Source organism: Nocardia sp. NPDC056100 (assembly GCF_042266325.1).
Classification (GTDB): Bacteria; Actinomycetota; Actinomycetes; order Mycobacteriales; family Mycobacteriaceae; genus Nocardia.
In genome coordinates, this window is the sequence record NZ_JBHJVY010000007.1 from 230,761 (window position 1) to 255,027 (window position 24,267).

The 24,267-nt window shown below is 66.4% G+C and carries 19 protein-coding genes; 11 read left to right on the forward strand and 8 right to left on the reverse strand.

Annotated features, from left to right (window positions below; translation table 11 throughout):
* Positions 1 to 11: 11 nt before the first annotated feature.
* Entirely contained in the window at positions 12 to 2,420 is a 2,409-nt protein-coding gene (gene treY / locus ACFC0O_RS42635) for a malto-oligosyltrehalose synthase (protein ID WP_364643492.1), read from the forward strand.
* Positions 2,421 to 2,455: 35 nt separating this feature from the next.
* Here treY and ACFC0O_RS42640 read toward each other — a convergent pair whose 3' ends face one another.
* Both ACFC0O_RS42640 and ACFC0O_RS42645 read right to left on the reverse strand, forming a co-directional pair.
* Positions 2,456 to 2,701, reverse strand: coding sequence for a hypothetical protein (locus ACFC0O_RS42640; RefSeq protein ID WP_375968035.1), 246 nt, complete (start codon positions 2,699 to 2,701; stop codon positions 2,456 to 2,458).
* Positions 2,702 to 2,798: 97 nt separating this feature from the next.
* Positions 2,799 to 3,974, reverse strand: a complete 1,176-nt coding sequence (locus ACFC0O_RS42645) for a DUF2235 domain-containing protein (protein WP_375968036.1) — start codon at positions 3,972 to 3,974, stop codon at positions 2,799 to 2,801.
* Positions 3,975 to 4,121: 147 nt separating this feature from the next.
* On the opposite strand from ACFC0O_RS42645, the gene ACFC0O_RS42650 reads away from it, so the two are divergent.
* Positions 4,122 to 4,799, forward strand: a complete 678-nt coding sequence (locus ACFC0O_RS42650) for a response regulator transcription factor (RefSeq protein ID WP_375968037.1) — start codon at positions 4,122 to 4,124, stop codon at positions 4,797 to 4,799.
* 84 nt (positions 4,800 to 4,883) lie between these two features.
* Here the strand turns inward: ACFC0O_RS42650 and ilvA are convergent, their stop codons facing one another.
* Together ilvA and ACFC0O_RS42660 are read right to left on the reverse strand one after the other, a co-directional pair.
* Positions 4,884 to 6,248, reverse strand: coding sequence for a threonine ammonia-lyase IlvA (gene ilvA, locus ACFC0O_RS42655; RefSeq protein WP_375968038.1), 1,365 nt, complete (start codon positions 6,246 to 6,248; stop codon positions 4,884 to 4,886).
* A 75-nt stretch (positions 6,249 to 6,323) separates the two neighbouring features.
* Positions 6,324 to 6,761: a nitroreductase family deazaflavin-dependent oxidoreductase gene (locus ACFC0O_RS42660; RefSeq protein WP_375968039.1), complete on the reverse strand. Its 438-nt coding sequence runs from the start codon at positions 6,759 to 6,761 to the stop codon at positions 6,324 to 6,326.
* An 86-nt stretch (positions 6,762 to 6,847) separates the two neighbouring features.
* On the opposite strand from ACFC0O_RS42660, the gene ACFC0O_RS42665 reads away from it, so the two are divergent.
* The 6 genes from ACFC0O_RS42665 to ACFC0O_RS42690 all read left to right on the forward strand — a co-directional run bounded on the left by ACFC0O_RS42665 (position 6,848) and on the right by ACFC0O_RS42690 (position 14,389).
* On the forward strand, positions 6,848 to 7,087 hold the full coding sequence (locus ACFC0O_RS42665; protein WP_375968040.1) for a hypothetical protein: 240 nt from the start codon (positions 6,848 to 6,850) through the stop codon (positions 7,085 to 7,087).
* Between the two features lie 61 nt (positions 7,088 to 7,148).
* Positions 7,149 to 7,775, forward strand: a complete 627-nt coding sequence (locus ACFC0O_RS42670) for an MspA family porin (RefSeq protein ID WP_364643512.1) — start codon at positions 7,149 to 7,151, stop codon at positions 7,773 to 7,775.
* A 36-nt stretch (positions 7,776 to 7,811) separates the two neighbouring features.
* Positions 7,812 to 9,746: a hypothetical protein gene (locus tag ACFC0O_RS42675; RefSeq protein WP_375968041.1), complete on the forward strand. Its 1,935-nt coding sequence runs from the start codon at positions 7,812 to 7,814 to the stop codon at positions 9,744 to 9,746.
* 5 nt (positions 9,747 to 9,751) lie between these two features.
* A complete protein-coding gene (locus tag ACFC0O_RS42680; RefSeq protein WP_375968042.1) occupies positions 9,752 to 11,263 on the forward strand; it encodes a hypothetical protein in 1,512 nt (503 codons plus the stop codon).
* Positions 11,253 to 12,725, forward strand: a complete 1,473-nt coding sequence (locus ACFC0O_RS42685) for a glycosyltransferase (protein WP_375968043.1) — start codon at positions 11,253 to 11,255, stop codon at positions 12,723 to 12,725. Before ACFC0O_RS42680 ends, ACFC0O_RS42685 begins: the two co-directional genes overlap by 11 nt.
* Positions 12,722 to 14,389 carry an ArnT family glycosyltransferase gene (locus ACFC0O_RS42690; protein WP_375968044.1) on the forward strand — a complete coding sequence of 556 codons (1,668 nt, stop codon included), beginning with the start codon at positions 12,722 to 12,724 and terminating at the stop codon, positions 14,387 to 14,389. Before ACFC0O_RS42685 ends, ACFC0O_RS42690 begins: the two co-directional genes overlap by 4 nt.
* On the opposite strand, the gene ACFC0O_RS42695 is transcribed toward ACFC0O_RS42690, so the two are convergent.
* From ACFC0O_RS42695 to ACFC0O_RS42705, 3 genes are all read right to left on the reverse strand, one after another.
* Complete coding sequence (locus ACFC0O_RS42695) at positions 14,390 to 15,478, reverse strand: beta-mannosidase (protein ID WP_375968238.1); 1,089 nt, start codon at positions 15,476 to 15,478, stop codon at positions 14,390 to 14,392.
* 163 nt (positions 15,479 to 15,641) lie between these two features.
* The gene (dnaE, locus tag ACFC0O_RS42700; RefSeq protein ID WP_375968045.1) at positions 15,642 to 19,190 is read right to left on the reverse strand and encodes a DNA polymerase III subunit alpha; all 3,549 of its coding nucleotides are present in this window, start codon (positions 19,188 to 19,190) and stop codon (positions 15,642 to 15,644) included.
* A 101-nt stretch (positions 19,191 to 19,291) separates the two neighbouring features.
* Entirely contained in the window at positions 19,292 to 20,173 is an 882-nt protein-coding gene (locus ACFC0O_RS42705; RefSeq protein WP_375968046.1) for a DMT family transporter, read from the reverse strand.
* 96 nt (positions 20,174 to 20,269) lie between these two features.
* Between ACFC0O_RS42705 and ACFC0O_RS42710 the strand changes: the two genes are divergently transcribed.
* Complete coding sequence (locus tag ACFC0O_RS42710; protein ID WP_375968047.1) at positions 20,270 to 20,791, forward strand: STM3941 family protein; 522 nt, start codon at positions 20,270 to 20,272, stop codon at positions 20,789 to 20,791.
* 23 nt (positions 20,792 to 20,814) lie between these two features.
* Here the strand turns inward: ACFC0O_RS42710 and ACFC0O_RS42715 are convergent, their stop codons facing one another.
* Positions 20,815 to 22,065, reverse strand: a complete 1,251-nt coding sequence (locus ACFC0O_RS42715; protein WP_375968048.1) for a serine hydrolase domain-containing protein — start codon at positions 22,063 to 22,065, stop codon at positions 20,815 to 20,817.
* 129 nt (positions 22,066 to 22,194) lie between these two features.
* Here ACFC0O_RS42715 and ACFC0O_RS42720 point away from each other — a divergent pair, with 129 nt between their 5' ends.
* On the forward strand, positions 22,195 to 23,589 hold the full coding sequence (locus ACFC0O_RS42720) for an alpha/beta hydrolase family protein (protein ID WP_375968049.1): 1,395 nt from the start codon (positions 22,195 to 22,197) through the stop codon (positions 23,587 to 23,589).
* A gap of 40 nt (positions 23,590 to 23,629) precedes the next feature.
* Positions 23,630 to 24,247, forward strand: a complete 618-nt coding sequence (locus tag ACFC0O_RS42725) for a class I SAM-dependent methyltransferase (protein WP_375968050.1) — start codon at positions 23,630 to 23,632, stop codon at positions 24,245 to 24,247.
* Positions 24,248 to 24,267: the final 20 nt, after the last annotated feature.

Consider the following 24,267-nt stretch of genomic DNA (forward strand, 5'->3'; position numbering starts at 1 on the left):
TTCAGAAGGCCATGACCAGCACGCCCGAACATCACACCGGCCCCATCACGCGGCAGACGCCCGTGCGCAGCACCTATCGGTTGCAATTGCGCCCGGACGCACTGACCTTCGCCGATGCCCGCACGATCGCCGAATACCTGCAGCAGCTCGGTATTTCGCATCTGTACCTGTCCCCCGTACTGACCGCGACCCGCGGCTCCACGCACGGCTACGACATCACCGATCCGACCACCGTGTCCTCGGCGCTGGGCGGGCCCACCGGGCTCAAAGCGCTCTCGGACGAGGTGCGCGGGCGCGGTATGGGCCTGATCGTGGATCTGGTGCCCAACCACGTCGGCGTCGCCGATCCACGGCAGAACCCGTGGTGGTGGGATGTGCTCACGCACGGCAAGGAGTCGAAGTACGCGCACTACTTCGATATCGACTGGAGTCCGGCCAATGGTGCGGGCGGGCGGCTCGCGCTGCCGGTGCTGGCCAATGAGAACGATCCCGCCGCACTGTCGGTGGATCGCGGCGGGCTGGAACCCATGCTGGCGCTGCGCGATATGCGCTTCCCCATCGCGCCCGGCACCGACGGCGAGAACGCGCTGCGCATTCACGATAAGCAGCACTATCGGCTGGTGAACTGGAAGTCCGGACTGTGCGGATACCGGCGCTACTTCACCGTCGGCGGTTTGGCGGCGCTGCGGCAGGAGGATCCGGTCGTCTTCGACGCCACCCATCGCGAACTCGCGGCGTGGTGTGAGCACGATCTGATCGACGGGGTGCGGGTCGATCATCCGGACGGGCTGTCCGATCCCGGCGAATACCTCACGCGCCTGCGCAAACTCATCGGACCGCAGCGCCTGCTGCTGGTGGAGAAGGTGCTCGCGCACGGTGAGACGCTCGACTCCGGACTGCCGATCGACGGCACCACCGGCTATGACGCGCTCGCCGATATCGGCGGGGTGCTCATCGATCCGGACGGCGAGAAGACGCTCACCGAACTGTCCCGGCAGTTCACCGGACACGGCAGTGATCGCGCCTGGTTCACCGAGCACGAACATCGGATCAAGCGCGCGGTCGCCGAGACCATGCTGGTGCCGGAGGTGCGGCGGCTGGTCGCGGCGATCAAGCGCGATGCGCGCGCCGACGCCTTCGACACCATGGCGCTGACCAACGCCACCATCGAGGTGCTGTCGTATATGCCGGTCGCGCGCGGTGATTACGCGCCGCTGTCCGGCACCATCGGCAGGGTGGTCGCCGAAGTGGCGGGGCGCAACAGCGAACTCACCGCGCCGCTGCAGGTGCTGGTGACCGCGCTGTCCATTCGCGGTGAGGCCGCCACCCGATTCCATCAGGTGTGCGGGGCCGTCACGGCGAAAGCCGTGGAGGACACCATGTTCTACCGCGCCGCCCGGCTGGTCTCGCTGCAGGAGATGGGCGCGGACCCGGCCCGCTTCGGGGCGTCGGTGATCGAATTCCATCTGTCCAATGCCGAACGGGCGGCCCGCTGGCCCGCCACCATGACCACGCTGTCCACCCATGACACCAAACGCGGCGAGGACACCCGGGCGCGCATCGGCATGCTGTCGCAGGTGCCCGATGTGTGGGCGCGATCGGTGAGCGCGTGGAATGAGATCGCACCCGGTCCGGACGGGGCGACGGCACTGTTCCTGCTGCAGAACATGTATGGCGTATGGCCCGCCGACGGCCGCGCCGCCGCGGCCGTGCCCGGATTCCGGGAACGCATACATCAGTTCGCGGAGAAGGCCGTTCGCGAGGCGGGGACCCAATCCTCCTGGGAGGAACCGGATCTCGAATTCGAGAATGCGGTGCACCGCTGGATCGACGCCATTGTCGACGGACCCGTCGGCGTCGAATTGGGGGAATTCGTCACCGATCTCGCGGCGCACGCCTGGACCGACGCGCTGGCGCAGAAACTGCTGCAACTGTGCGGCCCGGGAATCCCGGATATCTATCAGGGCTGCGAACTCTGGGAGGACTCGCTCGTCGACCCGGACAATCGCCGGCCCGTCGACTTCACCCACCGCTCGCTGCTCTTGCAATCACTCACCGGGACACCGGATCTGGAGCCCACCGGTGCGGTGAAAATGTGGATCGTGGCATATGCGCTCTGGCTGCGCCGGGAGCGCCCCGAATGCTTTGTCGGCGGAACATATACGCCGCTGTTCGCATCCGGTGACCATGCCAAACATCTGGTGTCCTACGCCCGCGGGCGCAATGGTGAAACACCGGAGGTCATTGTCGCGGTCACCCGGCACAGTATTCGACTCGATGAAGCCGGTGGCTGGGGAGATACCGTTCTGGATCTCCCCCAGGGCCATTGGACCGATCGTTTGACCGGCCATACATTCTCCGGGCGATCGCGATTGGAGAAGCTGTTCGCCCGGCTACCCGTGGCACTTTTGGTTCGATAGGTTAGAGGACTGTCAGGTCTGGGAGATTCCGCAGGTCAGAGCGTCGGGCACCAGGCACCGGCGCCCGGCGGCGGCGCGGGGATGATGCGTTCCGGGGCGGGAACGACGCGTTCGGGAGCCGCACCCGCGGGGAGGGACTTGTCGCCGGGGCCGGGACCCGCGGGAGCCACTCCGGCGGGGCCGGTATCACCGGACGCCCAGGCCGCGGACGGATTCATGGTGAATATCGAGGCGCAAACAAACGCACCGACGAGCAGGCCGATGAGCTTCTTTTCCGTCATGTATGGCGACGATACCGGCGTGGCAAGGCAATTCGGTGTATCCGGGGTTGATCGGCGGGTTGAGTGGGTATAGGGCGCGCGTGAATATCCACCGGCCTCAGGCGGCGGACGCCGATTCGGATTCCGGTTCCGGGGCGTCCAGGGGGCCGAGTTCGGTGGATTCGATCAGACTCGATGGCATTGAGCCGTCGAGGGTTTCGCGCCAGCGCACGAGATTGGCGGGCAGGTATTGGTGGGCGTGCTGGACGGATGACGCGAGATAGCCCGCCTGGTCCGTCGGGGTGAGGATGCGACGCCAGGAATCCCAGTAGAAACGCGGGCTGCGGGGGTGGCGCAGGAAGCGCAGGAAATTGAGGATCTTGAAGCCGGTGCCGAGGGAATTGTGCAGGAGGAGATGCTTTTTCGGCGGGTGCGGGCAGTGTTCGCGCAGGACGGTGAGCCGGTCGTGGTCGAAGACCAGGCCCTCGGCTTCGGCTTCGCGAATCATCCAGTGCAGGGTGATGTCGGAGAGGGCGCATTCGGGGTAACCGCCGCCGATATCGCTGTGCACGCCCTCGAACCAGACCTGTTTGACGCGGTCGGTGCGGCGGTATTTCTCGTCGATTTCGACGGGGACTTCCCAGAGGCAGGGCTCGAAGGCGCGGCGGCGTTCGTTGAGGGCCAGGGCTTGGCGGGCGCAGCGGACCGTGCGGGAGAGGCGGACATCGTGGAAGCGGTGCCGCCAGGCGGTGATACCGGGGATGCCCATCGCGCCCACGGTGTCGAAGACACCGAGGAAGTTGATTACCACCGGATCGGGATAGCAATTGGCGCGGCGGAATTCGGCCCATTCGGGCGGGTCCGGATCGTCCGGATTGACCTTTCTGGTGTGGTAGATCTTCAGCGCGTCCGGATATTTTCCGTCGATCATGGATTTATAGGTCAAGATGCCCAGGCGATTGATCATTCCGGCCAGGCTGCGCGCGGTGTACGCGCCGCGACTGAAACCGAAGATGAAGATTTCGTCGCCCGGTTCCCAGTTCAAGGCGAGCTGCCAGTAGGCGGCCGACAGATTGGCCTCCAGGCCCAGGCCGAATGCCCCGCCGAGCAGGCGATCGGTGGTGAAGCCGCGAGCCCCCGGGCCGGAAATGTAATAGACGCGCTGGCCGATGGGATGGCCTTCCCGATCCGCACCGGCATGACATACCGTTTGTGCGATTTTCACAATGTTCGACACCGTGGTGGAAGACTCGGCCTTCCAGGTGCCGTCACAACACACCACAAGTCTCTTCATGAATTGATGCTCCCGCCCAGGCATTCGATATTCACGCGTAGTCGACTACTCGGGTTCATCGTAGATACCGCGGCTGCGCGTTAACCCCGACTTCGCAAATCCATCCGATCATGATTCGTTCATGATCGACCTGGCACCGTTGACCGCATGCCCGACGATCGGATGACGCCCCGCGACCTGTGGATCCTGGTGTGCGAGGACGACGACGAGTTGGGCGAACGGGTCGCGAGCGGGCTGCGTGGGGCCGGGTACACCGTCGATCTGACCCGGAATCTCTCCGAGGCCGGGCAGAGCTGCGGTACGCGCAGCTATGACTGCCTGATCGTCGATCGGGGCCTGCCTGATGGCGACGGGCTGGATTTGATTCGGGGACAACGGGAATCGGGGCGGCGCACGCCCGCCCTGGTCATTACCGCCCGGGACGGTCCGCGTGAGCGCGCTGAGGGGTACGCCAGTGGCGCGGACGACTATCTGGCCAAACCGTTCTCGCTCAGCGAGCTGGCCACGCGGGTGCGGACACTGTGCGGATCGCGGCAGCGCTCCCCCGCGCAGGTGCTGGCGGTGGGCGATCTGGTGGTGGATCGACTGCGCCGCCGGGTGCGGCGCGGTGGCGTGCTGCTGACCGTGACCTCGCGCGAGTTCAATGCCCTCGAACTGCTGACCGCACGCGCGGGCACCCCGGTCAGCGTTCGTGAGATCGCCGAATACTGCTGTGGCACAGCGGCATCGGCGAATGTCGAGGATGTCGTTCGACAGCTGGCCCGGAAGCTGGGTGAGCCGCAGCTCATTCACGCGTCCGGTACCGGCTATCTGATGCACATCTGATTCCGGACTCGCGATCCCGTGGGGTGGATCGCGCACGACCGTCCCGGGCAGGGCTCTTCCCCGCTCTGCCCGGGATCGCGTCGATCAGGTCAGATAGCGGTACGCGGACGAGCCCGGTTCCAGGCGTTCGCCGCGAATCGGGGATTCGTCCATGCGCTTCTGCAGCGATTCGAGTCCGTCCGGCGAACCCAGTTCGATGCCGACCAGCGCCGCACCGGTCTCCCGGTTATTGCGCTTGACGTATTCGAACAGGGTGATGTCATCGTCCGGGCCGAGCACCTCGTCCAGGAAGCGCCGCAGCGCGCCCGGCTCCTGCGGAAAGTCCACCAGGAAATAGTGTTTCAGGCCCCGATGCACCAGCGACCGCTCGATGACCTCACCGTAGCGCGAGACATCGTTATTGCCGCCGGACAGCAGGCACACCACGGTCGAGCCCGGTGCGAGATCGATTTCGCGCAGGGCCGCCGTGGCGAGCGCGCCCGCGGGTTCGGCGACGATGCCCTCGTTCTGGTAGAGCTCGAGCATGGCGGTGCAGATGGCGCCCTCGTCGACCGTCATCATGCGGAAAGCGCTTGTGCCGCCACGGGTTTCAGTCGTGGTCAGTAAAGGCAGCGAGGCGTGCGAGCGCACTCCCCCGCCCAGCCGGGACACCGCGGTGTAGGGCACGCCGCCGATGCGGCGCACGGCCGCACCATCCACGAACGGATCGATTTCAGGGAGCGTGACCGGGCCGCCGGCCACCAGGGCGGCGGTCATGGAGGCCGCGCCCGCCGGTTCCACACCCAGAATCGCGGTGTGCGGTGCGCGTTCCCGCATATAGGTGCTGATTCCGGCCAGGCAGCCGCCGCCGCCCACCGGGACCACCACCAGATCGGGTGCGCGGTCGAGCTGTTCCAGGATCTCCGCGGCGATGGTGCCCTGTCCGGCCGCGGTGCGCGGATCGTCGAAGGGCGGGACCATGGTCGCGCCGGTGCGCGCCACATCGTCGACGGCGGCCGCGGCGGCCGCATCGTAGGTATCGCCGATGGCGATGAGCTGCACGAATTCACCGCCGTGCACGCGGATTCGATCGCGCTTCTGTTTGGGGGTGGTGGTGGGGACATAGATGCGGCCGTGGATGCCCATCGCCTTGCACGCGAAAGCCACACCCTGGGCGTGGTTTCCGGCACTGGCCGCGACCACGCCGGCGGCGCGTTCGGCGGCATTGAGCTGGACGATCAGGTTGTAGGCCCCGCGCAGCTTGTAGGAGCGCACGGCGGTGAGGTCCTCACGCTTGAGGTAGACCTCGGCATCCTTGTCCGCCGACAGCCGCGCGATTCGCTGCAGCGGGGTCGGCTCGATAATCTCGGAAATTCGCTTCGCGGCAGCATCGATTTCGTCCGCGCTCAACTCGGGCACGTGACTGGATACTTTCTCTGCGACTACAAGCGGATCCGACACCCGGCACATGTTACTGACGCGGGCCGGACGGCAATACGCCGACCGGGGGATGCCGGTCGGCGTATCGGGTGAATGGGAGGAAACTCAGTCGCGCTCGGTGAGCACGAAGACGGGGATCACGCGGTCGGTCTTCTTGGTGTAGTTGTCGTAGTCGGGCCACACCTCCGCCGCGCGCTTCCACCACAGATCGCGTTCCTCGCCGGTGACCTCGCGGGCGGTGTAGTCCTTGACCACCGCGCCGTCACGCAGGTCGACGTGCGGATCGGCCTTGATGTTCCAGTACCAGACGGGGTGCTTGGGCGCGCCGCCGAGCGAGGCGACGACCGCGTACTCCCCTTCGTGTTCGACACGCATGAGAGCGGTCTTGCGCAGCTTGCCGCTCTTGGCGCCGCGTGTGGTGAGCAGGATGATCGGCTTGCCCTGCAGGGTGCCGCCTTCGGCCCCGTTCGAGCCTTCGTAGAGATCGGCCTGCTCGCGGGCCCAATCCGAGGTGCTGGGTTCGTATTCTCCAGTGAGTGGCATGACGCAGGTAACACCTCCCGATGTTGTTATGTTCCCGACAGAAAGTTCGTTTGCCCGAACTTTAAGTCTGCGGGTAGCCTTTGAACATGGCAGTGGTTCACCCAACGCAGATGCACCGCACCCCCGTGCGCGTCGCGACCGTGAATATCGCGGGCACGGCCTGGCCGCTCTTCAAGCTCGAGGCCCTCGCGGCCGGGCTGGTCATCGCCCTGATTCTGCTGCTCGTCACCGGTTCCGCGCAGACCGCGGTACTGGCCGGTGCGACCGTGATGGCGATTCGCTGGGTTGTCGCGATCGTGCGGAACGGTCTACCCGACACGAACTGAGCGGTCGGTTGCCCGTGTCTTACGGGTCTGTCATGCGTTTCATCTATTACCGTAATTTCCCATGCGGTCGAAACCGTTCGGGATGTTTTTACTCGCCAGCGGGATCGCGCTGTGCTCCTCGCCTACCGCCCAGGCCGATGTCATCACCATGCCCGCGCATGAGCGGACCTATCCCTCACCCTTCGGCAGCTTCACCGTCGGCAATCGCACCGAATCGGTCAATCGGATCGCACCGCTGAATCAGGTCGGCACCACGCGTGAGGCCCTGGTCAGCAATGTGGCGTACGGACGGGTCGACGGGGTCGCGGGCGGACAGCTCAAGACCGGGTATCACGTGGGCTGTTCGGTGAACCTGCTCAATGGCAACCTCGGCGCGATTCCGCAGGTCTACGCGCCCACCGCGAATATCCCCATCGTGCCGGATCCGGGCCTCGGGCTCGCGGTGATCGGACCCAATATCCAGGTCCCGATGAGCGTCAACCTGAGCCCAGGCGAGGTGAAGGATATTCCGGTCGCGGACAAGGATCTGCTGCCGGGCAAAGAGGTGCAGATCGTGATTCGCGATTTCCATATCGCGGTCAATCAGTGCACCGGACCGGTGTCGATCCGGCAGTACACCTATCTCTACGCCAAATCCGCCGAAGTCGATGACAGCGGCGGCGTTTTCGGCGATCCGACCTGGCTGTAAGCGCGCCGCGCGCGCACCCACACAGGAGACCATTTCATGAGTTTGCGTGCGGCGAGCGCTGCGTTCGCCTTGCTGACAGCGGTTTTCGCGGTGACGGCGGCGCCGGCGGTGGTCCACGCCGAACCGGCGGACCGTCCGATCGCACTGCCCGGCCTCGGTATGGGCAAATCGCTGGAGTTCCCCGGCCGAGAGCACGAGGTCACGCTGACCCTGCCGCTGCTACCGGGTCTCGCGCCGACCGCGATCACCGGAACGGTGCAGTTGCCGCCGAATGTGGCGCGGGCGACCCTGGACGCGCGGTCCGGTGACAAATTCCTGGATCGGGTCACGTTGCCGCCGGATCCCCGTGCGCCGGTGCGTATTTCGCTGCTCGGGGCCGAGGTGGAGAACAACGCGGTGACCGTGACGCTGACCTCGTCGCTGGTACCGGAGCCCGGCATCTGCGTCGACGATTGGATGGGCAGGCCCGCGACAATGTCCGATGCGTCGGTGGTCTACTTCGGCGAGGAGGCACAGCCCACCACGGTGGCGGAGTTCCTGCCGCCCGCGCTGCAACGACTGACCCTGTACGTGCCCGCGAATCCGAGCACCACCGAGAGCGCCGCGGTGCTGGCGCTGAGTACGGCGGTGACCGCGCGGTACACCCGGCAGCCGGTGGCGGTGGATATCCGCCGAATCGATTCCGGCACAGCGCTTCCCGATCATCCGCCCGCCTTCCTGGAACGGCAGATCGTGGTGCGGGAGGGTTCGGACGCGGGTGTGCGGTTGAGCGGTGGCCCCGCGCCGGTGCTGACGGTGTCGGGTGACGAGAAGTCGCTGCCGATCCAGATCCGTTTGCTCACCAGTGATTTGGCGAAAGCGGCGATGGCATCGGCCGCCACGGCCGTGGGATTGCCCGCCGCACCGCAGCTGGCCCCGGACACCACGACCTTGCAGGAACTCGGGCAGGGCGCGTTGAGCGCCACCGCCATCGGATATGTGCGGGTGGATTTCGCGATCGATCAGACGCGGCTCGGCCGTCCGTCCAAGGGTGTGCGAGTTCACCTGCACGGCAACCACACTCCGCTGCCGGACACCTTGAACGGACAGCTCGCGGTGACCATCGGCAACCGTCAGATCGCGGCGTGGCCGGTGGAGCCCTCGGGGGCGTTCAACCAGTGGATCACCATTCCCGATGAGCTGCTGGCGCGGTTCACCACGGTGTCGGTGACCCTGCAGCAGGCCGGACTCACGCACGGTTGCGGGCTGGAGCAGCCGGTGACCCTGACCATCGATCCGGACGGCGAGGTGCGCGGTGAGCTCGCGCAGCCGCCGGTGCCGGGCGGGCTGGGCTCGGTGCCGCAGTCGCTGCTGCCCCGGGTGCAGGTGGGATTGCAGACCCCCGGTTTCGCCGATACCGTGCGGGCCGCGCAGGTGCTGATCGCCGCGCAGCGGTTGACCTCGGTGCCGTTGCGGCCGGAGCTGGTGTCCTTCGACGATGCGGTGCGCAGCAAGTTGCCGGTGGTGCTGATCGCGGCGAACGGCGCTGTGCCGGAATCGATTACGCTGCCGCTGGATCGGCACGGCGAGACGCTCACGGTGTACGGCGATGACGCGTATCTGCGGTCGCGGATCGATCTGTCGCCGCCGATCGAATTCGGTTCGCTACAGGCCACCTGGAGCGGAAACCGCACGGTGGTGATCGCGACCTCGACGCAGGCTCCCCAGCATCTGGATCGGCTGTTGAACTGGCTGGTGGCCGATCCGGAACGGTCCTTCCGCATGGCCGGGCCGGTGCTGTTGCAGGCGGGTGATCGGGATCCGGAGTTCTTCGATCCCGCCGCCTCGATGCAGGCCGAGGCCGCCGCCGCTGCGAGCGACGATTCCGGAATTCCGCTGGCGCGCACGCTCGCCATCACCGGTGGCGCGCTGCTGGGCGTCGGCGTCCTCGCCGGGATCGTCATTCTGCTGCGCCGTCGCCGCACCCGCTGACTCCGATGACGGCCACCCTGGAGGCTCCCCCGCGGTCCGCGCACTGGTGGCGGGCCATACCGTGGCGCACGGTGGCGCGGTTCGCGCTGGTGCTGGCCTGCACGGTGGGGGCGTTCTGGAATCTGTGGGCCGAGCTCATCGAGGATGTGCGGCAGGGTTCGGATATCGGTTTCGTCTTCGCGCTGCCGGTGCTGGCATTGTTCGCCGCGATCGGCATCGCACTGCGGCATCAGGATGAATTGCCCATCTACGACCGGCAATCCGACATTATCGTCGGCATGCTCGGGCTGGCGCTGACCGCGGCGCTGCAGGGGCTGCTGGTGCTGCGGTACCGGTACGAGTACGAGGTGCTGCACCTGGATCTCATTGCCGCGCCGCTGTTCCTGATGAGTGTGAGCATTCTGATGTTCGGGCTGCGGCCGGTATTCCGGTTCTGGCCCGCCTGGCTGCTGTTCCTGGCCGGATTCCCGTGGTTCTACCGGGGCATGGTGGTGCTGTTCGGCGCGACCAAACTGGCCGAGGGCATGGCGGCGCTGGTGTTCGCGACCATCGCCGCCGCCATCGCGGCGGGGCGCACCTGGCAGCGGGCCTTGGCGGCGGCGGCCGGGGCGATCGGGGTCGGCACGCTGGTGCTGGCGCTGCTGGCCATCGTGTTCCCGCACGCGCATCAGCTTGTGTACCAACTGGTTCCGCCGGTGACGGCGGTGTTCGCGGTCTCGGCGATCATGTATCTGGATCAGCGCGGCTGGTCGCATGTGCGGCCGTTGAATCGGCCGGTGCGCCCACTCACGGCGGCGCAGTCGCGCAGTGCGGCGGTGACCGCGATCGTGGCGGCGGCCCTGTTCGCGATGATTCCGGTGCCGCAGGAGTACAAGGTTCCGAGTCCGGTCATTCCGGGATTGGTGATCGCGCACGCGCCCGCCATACCGGGCGGCTGGACCCTGCTGGGTGAGCGCCAATACCCGTGGGCCTCCAGGTATTACGGCCCGAACACCACCTGGGTGCGGCAGCGGATTCGGGCCGAGCGCGGTAATCCGGAGTGGGACAAGGAATCCCGGCGACGCCGCATCATGGTCGATATCCTGCGCTCGGACAGCCCGCACAATGTGGACCGGTATCCGCAGTTCACCATGTACGAGCTGATCCAGCCGCGCGTCACCGCGGGCAGGCAGGTCGATCTGGGGTACGGGGTGACCGCGCGGCTCAATACCGTCCTCGATGATCAGCGGCTGCTCAGCTGGAGCTTTCTGAGCTGGAACTGGCAGGGTACGGGCGGAGCGGAGCGGGTCAGTCTGATCGCGGCCGATAATCACCTGCCCGAGGCCGCCTTCCCGCAGCCCGAGCCGTGGGCGGTCAGCAATCTGAACAATCTGCTGCACCAGTTCCTGCGCGGCAATGCGGTCAATGTCGATCCGGATTCCGATCTCGACGATGTCGATCTCGAGCTCAAGGACGGCGAGATGCTGATCTCGGTGGGCCGGGAGATGGTGCGATTGGGGGCGGCGAATGAGCGCTGAGCTACCGGGTCTGGCCACCGCGCAGGAGCGCGAGCACGCGCTGCGCACCGCCGTGCAGGGTTTGCGCGAGAACGATCCGATGGCCTCGGCCTCGGTGGCTTTCCTGCCGTGGCAACGCAATACGGTCATCGCCGCGGTGTTGATCGTGCTGGTGTGCGCGGTCTTCGCACCGCTGACGACGCTGACCGTGCTGGTGGCGGTGTGCACGCTGGGGTATATCGCGGTGATCGTGGACAGGGTGCTGATCTTCACTCGCGGTATGGCGCGCGATGCCATTCTGACCGTGAGTGATGAAGAGGCGCTGGCACTTTCGGATGATCAGCTGCCGCCGTACACGATCCTGGTGCCCGCCTACGGCGAACCCGAGGTGGTCGGTGATCTCATCGCCGCGCTGAACGGGCTGAACTATCCGCGCGATCGGATGCAGGCGCTGCTACTGCTCGAAGAGGATGACGCGCCGACCATCGATGCCGCCCGCGCGGCCGGAATCGGCACGGCCGGAAGCGAACACATCACCATCGTGCTGGTGCCCGCCGCCGATCCGCGCACCAAGCCGAAGGCGTGCAACTACGGATTGCACGCCGCCACCGGCGATATCGTCACCATCTACGACGCCGAGGACATTCCCGATCCGCTGCAATTGCGGCGGGTGGTGGCGGCGTTCCGGGGTCTGCCGCGTTCGGTGGTGTGCGTTCAGGCCAAGCTGGCGTTCCACAATGCCCGGCAGAATCTACTGACCGCCTGGTTCACCATGGATTACGGGTTGTGGTTCGGCTTCCTGCTGCCCGGGCTGATGCGCAGTGCCGCGCCGATTCCGCTGGGCGGCACCTCGAATCACTTCCGGCGCAATGTGCTCATCGATATCGGGGCGTGGGATCCGTACAACGTCACCGAGGACGCGGATCTCGGGGTGCGGATCGCGGCGCGCGGCTACTCCACGGCCGTCATCGATTCCACCACCCTGGAGGAGGCGAATCCGGATCCGATCAACTGGATTCGGCAGCGCTCGCGCTGGTACAAGGGCTACCTGCAGAGCTGGCTGGTGCACGCGCGGCGGCCGGTCCAGCTGTGGCGCAAGATCGGCCCGGTCAGCTTCCTGCGGTTCACCCTGATCCTGGCGGGGACGCCGATCATCGCCTGCCTGAATCTGCTGTTCTGGTTCGTCACGCTCACCTGGATTTTCGGGCAGCCCTGGCTCATCGAGAAGCTGTTCCCGGCGGCGGTGTACTTCCCGGCGCTGATCGCACTGGTGCTCGGGAACGCGGCGACGGTGTACATGAATCTGATCGCATGCCGGGAGAACGGCCGGCCGGATCTGCTCTGGGCGTGCCTGCTGTCCCCGGCCTACTGGGTGCTCATGGCGGTGGCCGCGACCAAGGGGTGCTGGCAGCTGGTGCGCAATCCGTCGTACTGGGAGAAGACTTTTCACGGTTTGGGCACCGCGAAGGAGACGGCCGAATGACCGCGGTGCGCACACCCCGGGTGATCTTCGCGGTATCGGCGGTGCTGTATCTGTGCGTGGGTGTACTGCTCACCGCGGGGCGGGGTTATCTGGGCGGTGACGCGCTGAGCCGGGTGGCGGCGACCCAGGCCGCGATTCTGAGCCGGGATCCACATCTGTCGGCCATCGGATTCGTATTCACCCCGCTCACCTCGCTGGCGCAATTGCCGTTCGTGGCGTTCGCGCAGTGGTCGGCGGGGATCACCCGGTGGGGTCTGTCCGGGGTGCTGATGACCTCGCTGTTCATGGCGGGCGCGGTGGTGATGGTGTGGGGTATCGGCGGGGATCGCGGTGCGCCGCAGTGGCTTCGCATCGTCATCACGCTGGTGTTCGCGCTCAATCCGATGGTGGTGTTCTACGGCGGCAATGGGATGAGCGAGGCACTGTTCCTGTTCTGCCTGTGCTGGGCGGCGCGACGGCTGATGCGCTGGGTGCGCACCGATGGGGTGCACGATCTGGTGGCCACCGGTATCGCGCTGGGGCTGGGATATCTGACCCGATACGACGCACTCGCCCCGGCGATGGGCGCGGCGGTGCTGGTGTTCGGGCTCAGCTATTACCGGCGGCGCGCGGCCGACCATCGATTCGCCGGGGCGGCAATGGATCTGGTGCTGGTGACGGCCCCGGTGGTGCTGGCGTTCGTGGTGTGGGCGGGGACCAGCTGGCTGATCACCGGACAGGCGTTTCAGCAATTCACCTCGCAGTACGGCAATTCCGCGATTCTGACGCAGTCGGGGGCGGGCGGGCCCGGTAATCCGATCGCGGCGATGCAGTATTCGCTCGGGGCCATGCTGATTCTGGCTCCGCTGCTGCCGCTGCTGATTCCGATCACGGGTGCGCTGGGCATTCGGCGGCGGGATTGGCAGGTGGCGGTGCCGATGCTGCTGTTCGGGTCGGTGCTGGCGTTTCAGATGCTCAGTTACGCAATGGGTTCCACCTTCGCGTTCCTGCGGTTCTATATCGCGGCGATTCCGCTGGCGGCGATTCTGGCCCTGCTCATCGCGCCCGCGCACGGTTTCCCGCCGACCAAGCGGGCCGGGCAGTACGAGGACCGCGAGCCTGCCGCACCGCTGATCGCCTCCCGCGCCTGGCGACCACTGGCGGGCGCGGCGCTGGCGGCGGTGCTGTTGATCGCGGCGCTGCCGGTCACGGTGCTGGGCATGAACAATCAGCTGATGGCGGTGCAGGAGTATTCGCTCGAGGCGGTGCTGTTCCCGAACCCGGACAATGTGTCCGCCAAATACAACGATGAGGTGCGGATCGCCGCGACCTTCCGCACCGAGCGGCGGCTGGCCGAATACCTCGACGCACTGGACCTGCCGCGCGGTGCGGTGGTGATGGATACCGTGTACGGGTTCGCGGTGCTGGTCGCCTCGGAGAAGCCGGATCGGTTCGTCATCCCCTCGGATCGCGATTTCGTGCGGGTGCTGAACCGGCCGCTGGATCGCGGGGTGAAATACATTCTGGCGGTGCCGAATTCCGGTCGCGGCACCTCCGATGCGGTGAACCGGCGCTATCCCAGCATGTACGAGAACGGCGCGCAGATCGCCACTTTGGAGTTGGAGATCCCCAATGACGGCGCGGGACAGCCGGATTGGCGGCTGTACCGGGTGATCGGCAGCTGATTACTGGCCGAGGGTGGTGTGCTGGGCGACCACCGGCCAGAGCGGATCATCGGGACCGACATCGTAGGTGCACTCGTCATGCCGCGGATCGGGGACGAAAGCCCAGATGAGCGCGCCCGCGGTACCGGCCCGGCGCTGACCGTCCATGCGCCGCACCATGATCTCGGCACGCTTCTCGAGGGTGTCGCAGGAACCGGCGTATTCGCCGATCTCCCCCACCAGCAAGGGTTTTCCGAGTTCCCGGGATTGCGCGATGCGACGGGCCAGACCATTGGCCGCGTCACCGGGGAGCGGGTTGCCGTCCTCGGTGTAGTCGTGGAATTCGGTCACGTCCACATTGCGCGATCCGCTGGCCACGCTGAACGCGTCTCCGGCGATACCGCATTGGCTGCCGCCGACGTATCCGGCGAAGAGCAGTCGCTGGGGATCCAGGGTGCGCACGATATCCCCGGCGTCGTCCATGAACTTGCGCAGTACCTGCGCGGCGTCCGCGGGGCAGGTGCGATGCCGCAGATCGCAGCGGTTGTGGTCGCAATTGCTCGGTTCGGGTTCGCCGACCAGTTCCCAGCCCGCCAGCACCGGTGAGCCGCGCCAGCGGGCCACGGCGGTATTGACCCAATCCCGATAGCTCATGACAGAACGTCCGGGCACCTCGATGAGTTTGGTCCAGCCGTCCACGTACCACTGACGCTGTTTGTAGACCTCGTCACCGCAATCGCCGGTCTGCGCGGCCAGCACGGGAAGCACCATCTGCCCGTACTTCTCGGCCGCCGAGAACACCACGTCGGCGGGTTTGAAATTGAGTTCGCCGGAGTCCTTGTTCACCACGAACGCCTGGAAGAGCGCGAATCGGGTGAGGCTGTGGGGCGGCAGGGCGCGGAAGAAGGCGTCCAGATCGACCTCGGCCCCGCAGCCGAAATTGACGGCGTAATCGGTGGCCAGCTGCGGGCCGTTGAATCCGCTGGGCCACCACGGCTGGCCGCGCAAGCGCAGACCGTCCGGGGTGGCGGTGACGGCATTGGGTGCGGACGGCGCGCCCTGCGGTTGCGGAATGCTGCGGGCCGCACGGGGTTGCGAGGTGGTCACCACCGAATGCGGGCCGCTGTGCCCGCAGGCGACGAGCAGGCCGGTGGCCGCGAGCGCGGCCAGTAGTCGAGCGCGCGGAAAAGCCACCTCGGACATCCTCTCCGGTCCTGATCACGGCTGTGCCTACCGGCACCCTACTGCCGTGATCAGGTAAAACCGGGGAGGCTCAGCCCGCCAGGCAGCCGGGGCCGAGCAGTGCCTTGAGATCGCCCATGAGCGCCGAGGACGGTGAAACCCGCAGGTTGTCAGCGACTTTCAGCACGGTGGTGCGCTCGCGCGAGCCGACGTGCCGGATATGCACGTCCGCGGTGCCGGGATGGCTGCTGAGCACCCGCTTGAGGGCGCTGATCTTATCCGGGGTGCACAGCCGGGTCGGGATCACCACCGACATCGGCTTATCCACGCCGATGGACGAAAGATCCGGCACCACAAGGTCATTGGCGATCAGCGAAATGCGATCGTCGCGGGCCGAGACGCGCGCCTTCACCAGTACGATGGCGTCCTCGGTGACATCCATACCGTAGACCGAGTAGGACTGCGGGAAGAACAGCACCTCGATACCACCGCTGAGGTCTTCCAATTGCGCCGACGCCCAGGCCAGGCCGTTCTTGTTGACGCGGCGGGTGACGCTGGCGAAGATGCCGCCGATGGTGACCTGCTGACCGTCCTTGACGTCACCGTCGAGAATGGTCGGGATCTGGGTGTCGGACTGGGCCGCGAGCACATGTTCGACGCCATTGAGCGGATGCCCGGACACGTACAGGCCCAGCATTTCCCGCTCCAGGGCGAGTTTGTGCTTGGTCTCCCACTCCTCGTCGGGGACCTTCACATTGAACACGCTCGCCATCGAATCATCGTCGTCCAGCCCGCCGAACAGGTCGAACTGGCCGATGGCCTCGGCCTTCTTGGTCGACATGACCGCGTCGATGGCATCGGAGTGCACCAGCAGCAGACCCTTGCGCGGATGTCCGAGTGAATCGAAAGCGCCCGCCTTGATGAGGGATTCGATGACCTTCTTGGAGCAGGCGGCGGCGTCGACCTTGTTCAGATAGTCGGAGAAGTCGGTGAACTTCGACTTCTCCTTGCGCGCGGCGATGATCGAGGACACCACGTTCGCGCCCACATTGCGAACCGCGCCCATACCGAAGCGGATATCGCCGCCGACGGAAGCGAATTCGATCTCGGATTCATTGACGTCCGGCGGCAGCACCTGAATGCCCAGGCGACGGCAGTCGGCCAGATAGACCGCGGCCTTGTCCTTGTCGTCACCGACGGAGGTGAGCAGACCGGCCATGTATTCGGCGGGATAGTTGGCCTTGAGGTACGCGGTCCAGAACGACACCAGGCCGTAGCCCGCGGCGTGCGATTTGTTGAACGCGTATCCGGCGAACGGAAGAATGGTGTCCCACAGGGCTTTCACGGCCGGTTTGGAGAAGCCGTTCTCGACCATGCCCGCTTCGAAGCCCTCGAACTCGGCTTCCAGGACCGAGGCCTTCTTCTTACCCATGGCGCGGCGCAGGATATCGGCTCGGCCGAGGGAGTATCCGGCGACCTTCTGCGCGATCTGCATGATCTGCTCCTGATACACGATCAGGCCGTAGGTATCACGCAGAATGTCCTTCAGGGGCTCTTCGAGCTCCGGGTGAATCGGTTTGACCTCTTGCCGCCCGTTCTTGCGGTCGGCGTAGTCATTGTGGGCGTTCATGCCCATGGGGCCGGGGCGGTACAGCGCGAGCACGGCGACGATGTCCTCGAAGCCGGTCGGCTGCATGCGTCGCAGCAGATCGCGCATGGCGCCGCCGTCGAGCTGGAAGACGCCGAGAGTGTCACCGCGAGCGAGCAATTCGTAGGTGGGGGCGTCTTCCAGCGGCAGCGTGTCCAGGTCCAGGTCGATACCGCGGTTGGCCTTCATGTTCACCAGCGCGTCGCCGATGACGGTCAGGTTGCGCAGACCCAGGAAGTCCATCTTCAACAGGCCGATGGCCTCGCACGACGGGTAATCCCAGCCGGTGATGATCGCGCCGTCCTGGGCGCGCTTCCACACCGGGATGGCGTCGGTGAGCGGTTCGGACGACATGATGACCGCGCAGGCGTGCACACCGGCATTGCGGATCAGGCCCTCGAGGCCGCGCGCGGTCTCGTAGATCTTGGCGACGTCCGGATTGTTGTTGATGAGTTCGCGGACCTCGGCGGCCTCTTTGTACCGCTCGTGCTCGGGATCCATGATGCCCGAGACCGAGATGTCCTTGGCCATGATGGGCGGCGGCAGCGCCTTGGTGATCTGGTCGGCGATGGCGAAACCGGGCTGGCCGAACTGGACGCGGGCCGAATCCTTCAGCGCCGCTTTGGTTTTAATGGTACCGAAGGTGATCACCTGTGCGACGCGGTCACTGCCCCACTTCTCGGTGGCGTAGCGGACCATTTCACCGCGGCGGCGATCGTCGAAGTCGATATCGATATCGGGCATGGATACGCGCTCGGGATTGAGGAAGCGCTCGAAGAGCAGCCCGTGCGGGATCGGATCGATATTGGTGATGCCCATCGACCAGGCGACCAGCGAACCGGCGGCCGAACCACGACCCGGGCCGACGTGGATGCCGACCGAGCGCGCGTAGGTGATGAGGTCGGCGACGATGAGGAAGTAGGCCGGGAAGCCCATTTCGATGATGACGTCGAGTTCGAAGTCCGCGCGCGGCAGGTATTCCGGCGGAATGCCGTTGGGGAAGCGGCGATGCAGACCGGTCATGACCTCGTGCCGCAGCCAGCTGCCCTGGGTCTCGCCCTCGGGCACCGGGAAGATCGGCATGCGATCGCGCGGGGCCCACACCTCGTCGTAGGACTGCACGCGCTCGCCGATGAGGACGGTGTTATCGCAGGCGCCGGGGACCTCGTCATCCCAGATGGCACGCATTTCCTCGGCGGACTTGAGGTAGTAGCCGGAGCCGTCGAACTTGAAGCGGGTGGGGTCCGAGAGCGTCTTGCCGGTCTGAATGCACAGCAGCGCTTCGTGATTGCCCGCATCGGTCTCGTGCACGTAGTGGCAGTCATTGGTGGCCAGCGGCGGGATGCCCAGCTCGCGACCGACCATGAGCAGGCCCTCGCGCACGCGGCGTTCGATGGACAGGCCGTGGTCCATGATCTCCAGGAAGAAGTTCTCCGGACCGAAGATCTCCTGCCATTTGGCGGCGGCCTCGAGGGCTTCGCGCTCCTGGCCCAGGCGCAGTCGGGTCTGCACCTCGCCGGAGGGGCAGCCGGTGGTGGCGATGATGCCCGCGGCGTGCTCGGCGATGATGTCGGCGTCCATACGCGCCCATTTGCCGAGCTGACCCTCGATGGAGGCGAGGCTGGAGAGCTTGAACAGGTTCCGCAGCCCCTGCGCGTTCTCCGCGACCATGGTCATATGGGTGTACGCGCCCGAACCGGAGACGTCATCGCTCTTCTGCGACGGATCGCCCCACTGCACGCGCTTGGTGTTGAAGCGGGATTCGGGCGCGATGTACGCCTCGATGCCGATGATCGGCTTGACGCCCTGCGCCTTGGCGGAGTTGTAGAACTCCGAGGCGCCGTACATGTTTCCGTGGTCGGACATGCCGACGGCGGTCATGCCCAGCCGTTTGGCCTCCTTGAACAGAGGCGTGATCTTCGCCGCGCCGTCGAGCATCGAGTACTCGGTGTGGTTGTGGAGATGGACGAATGATCCCGACGAGGCTGACACGCAGACATCCTAAGCGCCCCCACCGACTGGTTTCGAAGGCACGCGGACGTGACTTGCGCGTACGGCGTTTCGCCTTGCGCGTGTCGTGTTCAAGGTCACTCTCAGGGCTGCGAAACCGGTGCGGAATCGGACACTTCGAGCGGTTCGCCCGCCTGCGCCCGCGAGAGCGCGACGGTCGCGACGCACATGACGAGGACGGCCACGATCACGAACGCGGTGCCGACCGGACCGCTGCGCAACCGCTCGTCCAGCACAGTGATCCCGACGAACGCGGCGACCAGCGGTTCGGCGATCGTGAAGGCCGGAAGGCAGGCGGCGAGCGATCCGGCCTGATATCCGCGCTGCTGCAGGTACACACCCCCGACTCCGGTGAGCACCAGTACGTAGATCTCCCAGCTGGTCAGCGCCGTGCTGATCGACTCCCCGAACAACCGGGTCACATTGGCGGTCAAGGCCGCCGACACACCCACCAGCGTGCCGCCCGCACCGCCGAGCAGAAGCGCCCGCAGCGCAGGCGTTTTCACCACTCGCGCGCCGATGACTCCCGCCGCCACCACCGCGAACACCAGTCCCAGCGGCCACAGCCAGCGATGCCAGGGCGCGTTGTCCAGCCCCTCGGTCGGATCGCCGACGATCAGGAACACCGCCAGCGCCACCGACAGCGCGAGAGCGTTGGCCCACATGCTCGCCGTGGTCTTGCGCCCGCTGTATCGCGCCGCCATCGGCAACGCGAACACCAGCGCACTGACCAGAATCGGCTGCACGATGAGCACCGAACCCAGCGCCAGCGCCGCCACCTGGAACGCGAATCCCCCACCGTCCCCGATCATCCCGGCCCACCATCGCGGATTCCGGACCAGCGCCCGCATCAGCCCTTCACCCTCGGGCACCTCGGCGGCGGCGCTCTGCTGCGCCACCGCCGACACCGCGAACAACAGGGCCGCGATAAACGCGCAAATCACCGCACCGACAGGAAGCTGCACGCCCCCAGTCTGCCGCGCCCGGCTTTCCCCGTTTGAACCGGCGCGCTCGGTGGCGGATGATCACGCACTGAACTCGTTCGAGCAAAGGGAATTCGTATGTCGCCGTCCGACCGCAGCACGGACGGTTCGACCGTCTACTACATCTCGCAATCGCGCCTGCTGGTTCCGCTGCTGTGCGCGGTGGCGCTGGTGATCACCGGGATCTCGATGGTGGCGTTCGGCGGGGTGAAGGCGGTCATCTGGGGTGCGCTCGCGGTGCTGTTCTTCGGGTTCTGCGCCGTGCTGCTCGGAGTGCAATTCGTGCGCCGCAGCCCGCAGTTGACGATCTCCTTCCAGGGGCTGGCCTTCCGCAATCGCAGCCTCGGCTGGCATGAGATCGAACGAATCCGACTGCGCCACACGGGCCGTCAGCACGCCCTGGAGGTGCTGCCGCACCACATCGAGAACCACAGCGCCGGGCTCTCCCCGGCGGGCCGGCTCCTCGCCCAGAGCAATACCGCGCTGGGCTACAGCCCGCTCACCATCACCGCGCAGACCCTGTCGGTCTCGGTCGACGATATCGCCCTCACCATCCGCCGCTACTGCCCGACGCTGCGGATCGAGGATCTCCGCGGCTGAACTCCCTTGTTCGGCAAGGGCTCTCAGGCGGCTCGGCGGGCCGGGGTCTGGGCGGTGCGGCGCGTTGATCGAGCGCCCCGCACCGCCAGCGGCAGCACCCATGCCGAGGCCAGTTGGTCCGTGTAGAGGGCGGTCAGGGAGAGGCGGTTGTGGGTGAAGCCGACCGAGAGACCGGTGTTGGGGTCGGCCCAGCCGAAGGAGCCGCCGAGGCCGATGTGGCCGAAACCGGCTCGGGCTCCGGGGATGGGCAGGGAGTGGTAGCCCATATGCCAGAGCATGGGGATGTAGAACAGGGCGTGATCGAGGGAGTAGGTCTCGATGTGGCGCATGGTTTTGATCGTTTGCGGTGACAGGAAGCGGCGGCCGTTGTGCATGCCGCCGTTGGCGAGTGCGCCGTACAGGGTCGCCAGGCCGGTGGCGGTGCAGACGCCGTTTCCGGCGGGGAGTTCGGTGTCGAGGATGGGCGGGGCGTCGCCCTCGAGGAAGTCCTCCAGGCCGGGGAGGAAGAGTGCGCGGGAGGCAGCGCCGAGTGCGCCCGGGAACGAATAGGCGCGGCCCAGGACCAGCGAGATATAGGTGGTGCCGACGAACGCCAGGCGGCCGCCGTGCATGGTGGCGGCGGTGGTGGCCGAACCCGCCGGTGGCCTGCCGAGGTGGATGCCGGTGGTGCCCAGGGGTTCCGCGACCTCGGTGCGGAAGAGTTCGGCCATACCGCGGCCGGTGACGGCGCGGGCCAGACCGGCGAGCAGCCAGCCGTAGGTGAGGGCGTGGTAGGTGGGGGTGCCCCGCAGATGATCGGGCTCGGCGGCGGCCAGGCGCCGTTCCATCAGCCGGTGATCGAGGATGTCGTCCAGCCCGGCGGCGATATCCGGCAGGCCGGACAGCCCCGCGCGATGGGAGAGCAGCTGGCGCACGGTGATTCGCTCTTTGCCATTGGCGGCGAATTCGGGCCAGTAGTAGGCGACCGGGGTGTCGTAGTCGATGAGGCCGCGATCGGCGAGGCGGTGGATGACCGTCGCCGCAATGCCTTTGGTGGCGGAGAACACGATCGCGCCGGTATCGGCGTCCCAGGCGGTGCCGGGCGCGGATTCGCCGATCTGGATGTCCACCAGCGGGACACCGCGCAGCTGCACGGTGAGCGCACCGCCCGCACCGGGCACCCCGCCCATAAAACGGGCGAAAGTCCGTACCAGCGGACCGAATTCGGGGGTCGCGTAACCGCCCACGCCGGTGGGTAGATCCGCGAGATCGTGGGCGATGGCGACGTTGCTCATCGATCCACGGTAGAAGCGCGCGGCGCGCCGGGCAATGGGATGACAGCGAGAGTTACCCGCGAATGCCCAGTGGTTATGCGGGGTGTCGAATCGGTAATGCGGGTGTGACCCCCGCGTACGCTGGGCGGCATGCGAGCCCTGCGGTCTCTTTCACTGAGTGTGCTGGTCGTGGTCGCCGTGGCGGTGGCGGGCTGCGCGTCGAAGAACGACGCGCCCGCGACGCCCGCCGGGGTCCCCGGGGACTGGCACGGAAATATCGAGATCCCGGATCAGCCATTGCCGGTCGGGGTCACCTTCACCGCGGATGGCAAGGCCACCATCGACATTCCGCTGCAGGGAGTGACGGCGCAGGAATTGGGTGAGGTGAAGACCGATCCGGATCAGGTGGCGTGGACCATCACCGGATTCCCGGGCACGCCATCGTTCAAGGGCAAGTTCGACAAGGGGTCGGACACCATCAAGGGCGAGTTCAGCCAGTCCGGCGCTACGTTCCCGCTGAATATGACGCGCGGCAAGATCGCCGGATTGAATCGCCCGCAGGAGCCGAAACCGCCGTTCCCGTACAACTCCGAGGATGTCAGCTATCGCAGCGGCGATATCACCATCGCGGGCACGCTCACCGAACCGCGAAGCGCCGGACCGCATCCCGCCGTCGTGCTGATCACCGGCAGCGGACCGCAGGATCGCAATGAGGAAATCGCCGGGCACAAACCGTTCCTGCTGATCGCGGACACTTTGACGCGCGCGGGATATGCCGTGCTGCGCACCGACGATCGGGGTGTCGGCGGTACCGGGGGCAAGATCGATCAGGCGAATTACGATCAGCTCGCCGATGACGTGGCCGCCGGAGTGAGCTTCCTGCGCGGCCGTTCGGAGATCGACGGCAAACGCATCGGTTTGCTGGGCCACAGCGAGGGCGGCTACCTCGCACCACTGGCCGCGGCCAAGCCGGACAGCGGTATCGCCTTCGCGATTCTCATGGCTGGCCCGTCGGTGCGCGGCTCCGAGGTGCTGATCGAACAGAACCGCCTCATCCTGGCCGCGGGCGGTGCGACCCAGGAACAGGTCGACGCGCAGGTCGCCTACATCACCGGACTCACCGAGGTGATGCGCGGCGGCGATGTGGAGGCCGCGCGGAAATACGCGCACGCGCACAATGATTCACTGCCCGCCGATCAGCGCAGCAAGGATGACGTGCTGGACAGCACCATCACACCGAGCATGCTGGCACTGGTGAATTACGATCCCGCCCCGGCGCTTTCGGCGCTGCGGATCCCGGTGCTCGCGGTGTACGGCGGCAAGGATCTCCAGGTGCCATCGGCCCAGAACGAAGGTCCGGCGCGCACCGCGCTGGCCGCGGATCCCGATGCCACCGTGCACGTCTTCGACGGCCTCAACCATTTGATGCAGCCGACCAAGACCGGTTTGGTCTCCGAGTACGGGACCATCGAGACGACCATCGATCCGGCGGTGCTGGATATGTACACCGCCTGGCTGACCCAGCGCTTCCCGCCCAAGCGCTAACGCCCTGGCGCACCGGATATTTCCTTGGAAGAGTGAGCGTATGGGCATCTACGAGAACCAGGTTCTCCCCCGGATCATCGATCTGTCGTGCGGATCGGCGATGCTCGATCCGGTGCGCGAGCAGACCTGCGAGGGCCTGCACGGGCGGGTGGTCGAGATCGGGTTCGGATCGGGACGCAATGTGCCGTTCTATCCGGGCGCGGTGGATTCGGTGACCGCGGTGGAGCCGGTGGATCGCGGCTGGCACATGGCGAGCAAGCGGGTCGCCGCCGCGAACGTCCCCGTCGAGCGGGCCGGACTGGATGGACAGTCACTGCCGTTCGCGGACAATAGTTTCGATTCGGCGCTGTCCACCTGGACGCTGTGCACCATTCCCGACGCACAGGCCGCGCTGGCCGAATTGCGGCGAGTGCTGGTGCCCGGCGGGACATTGCATTTCGTCGAACACGGACTCGCACCCGATGCCGGTGTCCAGAAATGGCAGCATCGGCTGAATCCGGTGCAGCAGACGCTGTTCGGCGGCTGCAATCTGAATCGCGATATTCGCGCGATGATCGAGGATTCGGGTTTCGAGATTCGCGAAGTGGATCGCTTCTACGAGAAGATGGCCCCGAAATTCATGGGCGCGCTGTCACGGGGCGTGGCGATCTCGGCGTGAGATCGCCGACGCCCCGCGCC

Coding starts and splice junctions, on each gene's coding strand:
- treY (WP_364643492.1), top strand. CDS start 12: ATGACCAGCACGCCCGAACATCACACCGGCCCCATCACGCGGCAGACG.
- ACFC0O_RS42640 (WP_375968035.1), bottom strand. CDS start 2,701: ATGACGGAAAAGAAGCTCATCGGCCTGCTCGTCGGTGCGTTTGTTTGC.
- ACFC0O_RS42645 (WP_375968036.1), bottom strand. CDS start 3,974: ATGAAGAGACTTGTGGTGTGTTGTGACGGCACCTGGAAGGCCGAGTCT.
- ACFC0O_RS42650 (WP_375968037.1), top strand. CDS start 4,122: ATGCCCGACGATCGGATGACGCCCCGCGACCTGTGGATCCTGGTGTGC.
- ilvA (WP_375968038.1), bottom strand. CDS start 6,248: ATGTGCCGGGTGTCGGATCCGCTTGTAGTCGCAGAGAAAGTATCCAGT.
- ACFC0O_RS42660 (WP_375968039.1), bottom strand. CDS start 6,761: ATGCCACTCACTGGAGAATACGAACCCAGCACCTCGGATTGGGCCCGC.
- ACFC0O_RS42665 (WP_375968040.1), top strand. CDS start 6,848: ATGGCAGTGGTTCACCCAACGCAGATGCACCGCACCCCCGTGCGCGTC.
- ACFC0O_RS42670 (WP_364643512.1), top strand. CDS start 7,149: ATGCGGTCGAAACCGTTCGGGATGTTTTTACTCGCCAGCGGGATCGCG.
- ACFC0O_RS42675 (WP_375968041.1), top strand. CDS start 7,812: ATGAGTTTGCGTGCGGCGAGCGCTGCGTTCGCCTTGCTGACAGCGGTT.
- ACFC0O_RS42680 (WP_375968042.1), top strand. CDS start 9,752: ATGACGGCCACCCTGGAGGCTCCCCCGCGGTCCGCGCACTGGTGGCGG.
- ACFC0O_RS42685 (WP_375968043.1), top strand. CDS start 11,253: ATGAGCGCTGAGCTACCGGGTCTGGCCACCGCGCAGGAGCGCGAGCAC.
- ACFC0O_RS42690 (WP_375968044.1), top strand. CDS start 12,722: ATGACCGCGGTGCGCACACCCCGGGTGATCTTCGCGGTATCGGCGGTG.
- ACFC0O_RS42710 (WP_375968047.1), top strand. CDS start 20,270: ATGTCGCCGTCCGACCGCAGCACGGACGGTTCGACCGTCTACTACATC.
- ACFC0O_RS42715 (WP_375968048.1), bottom strand. CDS start 22,065: ATGAGCAACGTCGCCATCGCCCACGATCTCGCGGATCTACCCACCGGC.
- ACFC0O_RS42720 (WP_375968049.1), top strand. CDS start 22,195: ATGCGAGCCCTGCGGTCTCTTTCACTGAGTGTGCTGGTCGTGGTCGCC.
- ACFC0O_RS42725 (WP_375968050.1), top strand. CDS start 23,630: ATGGGCATCTACGAGAACCAGGTTCTCCCCCGGATCATCGATCTGTCG.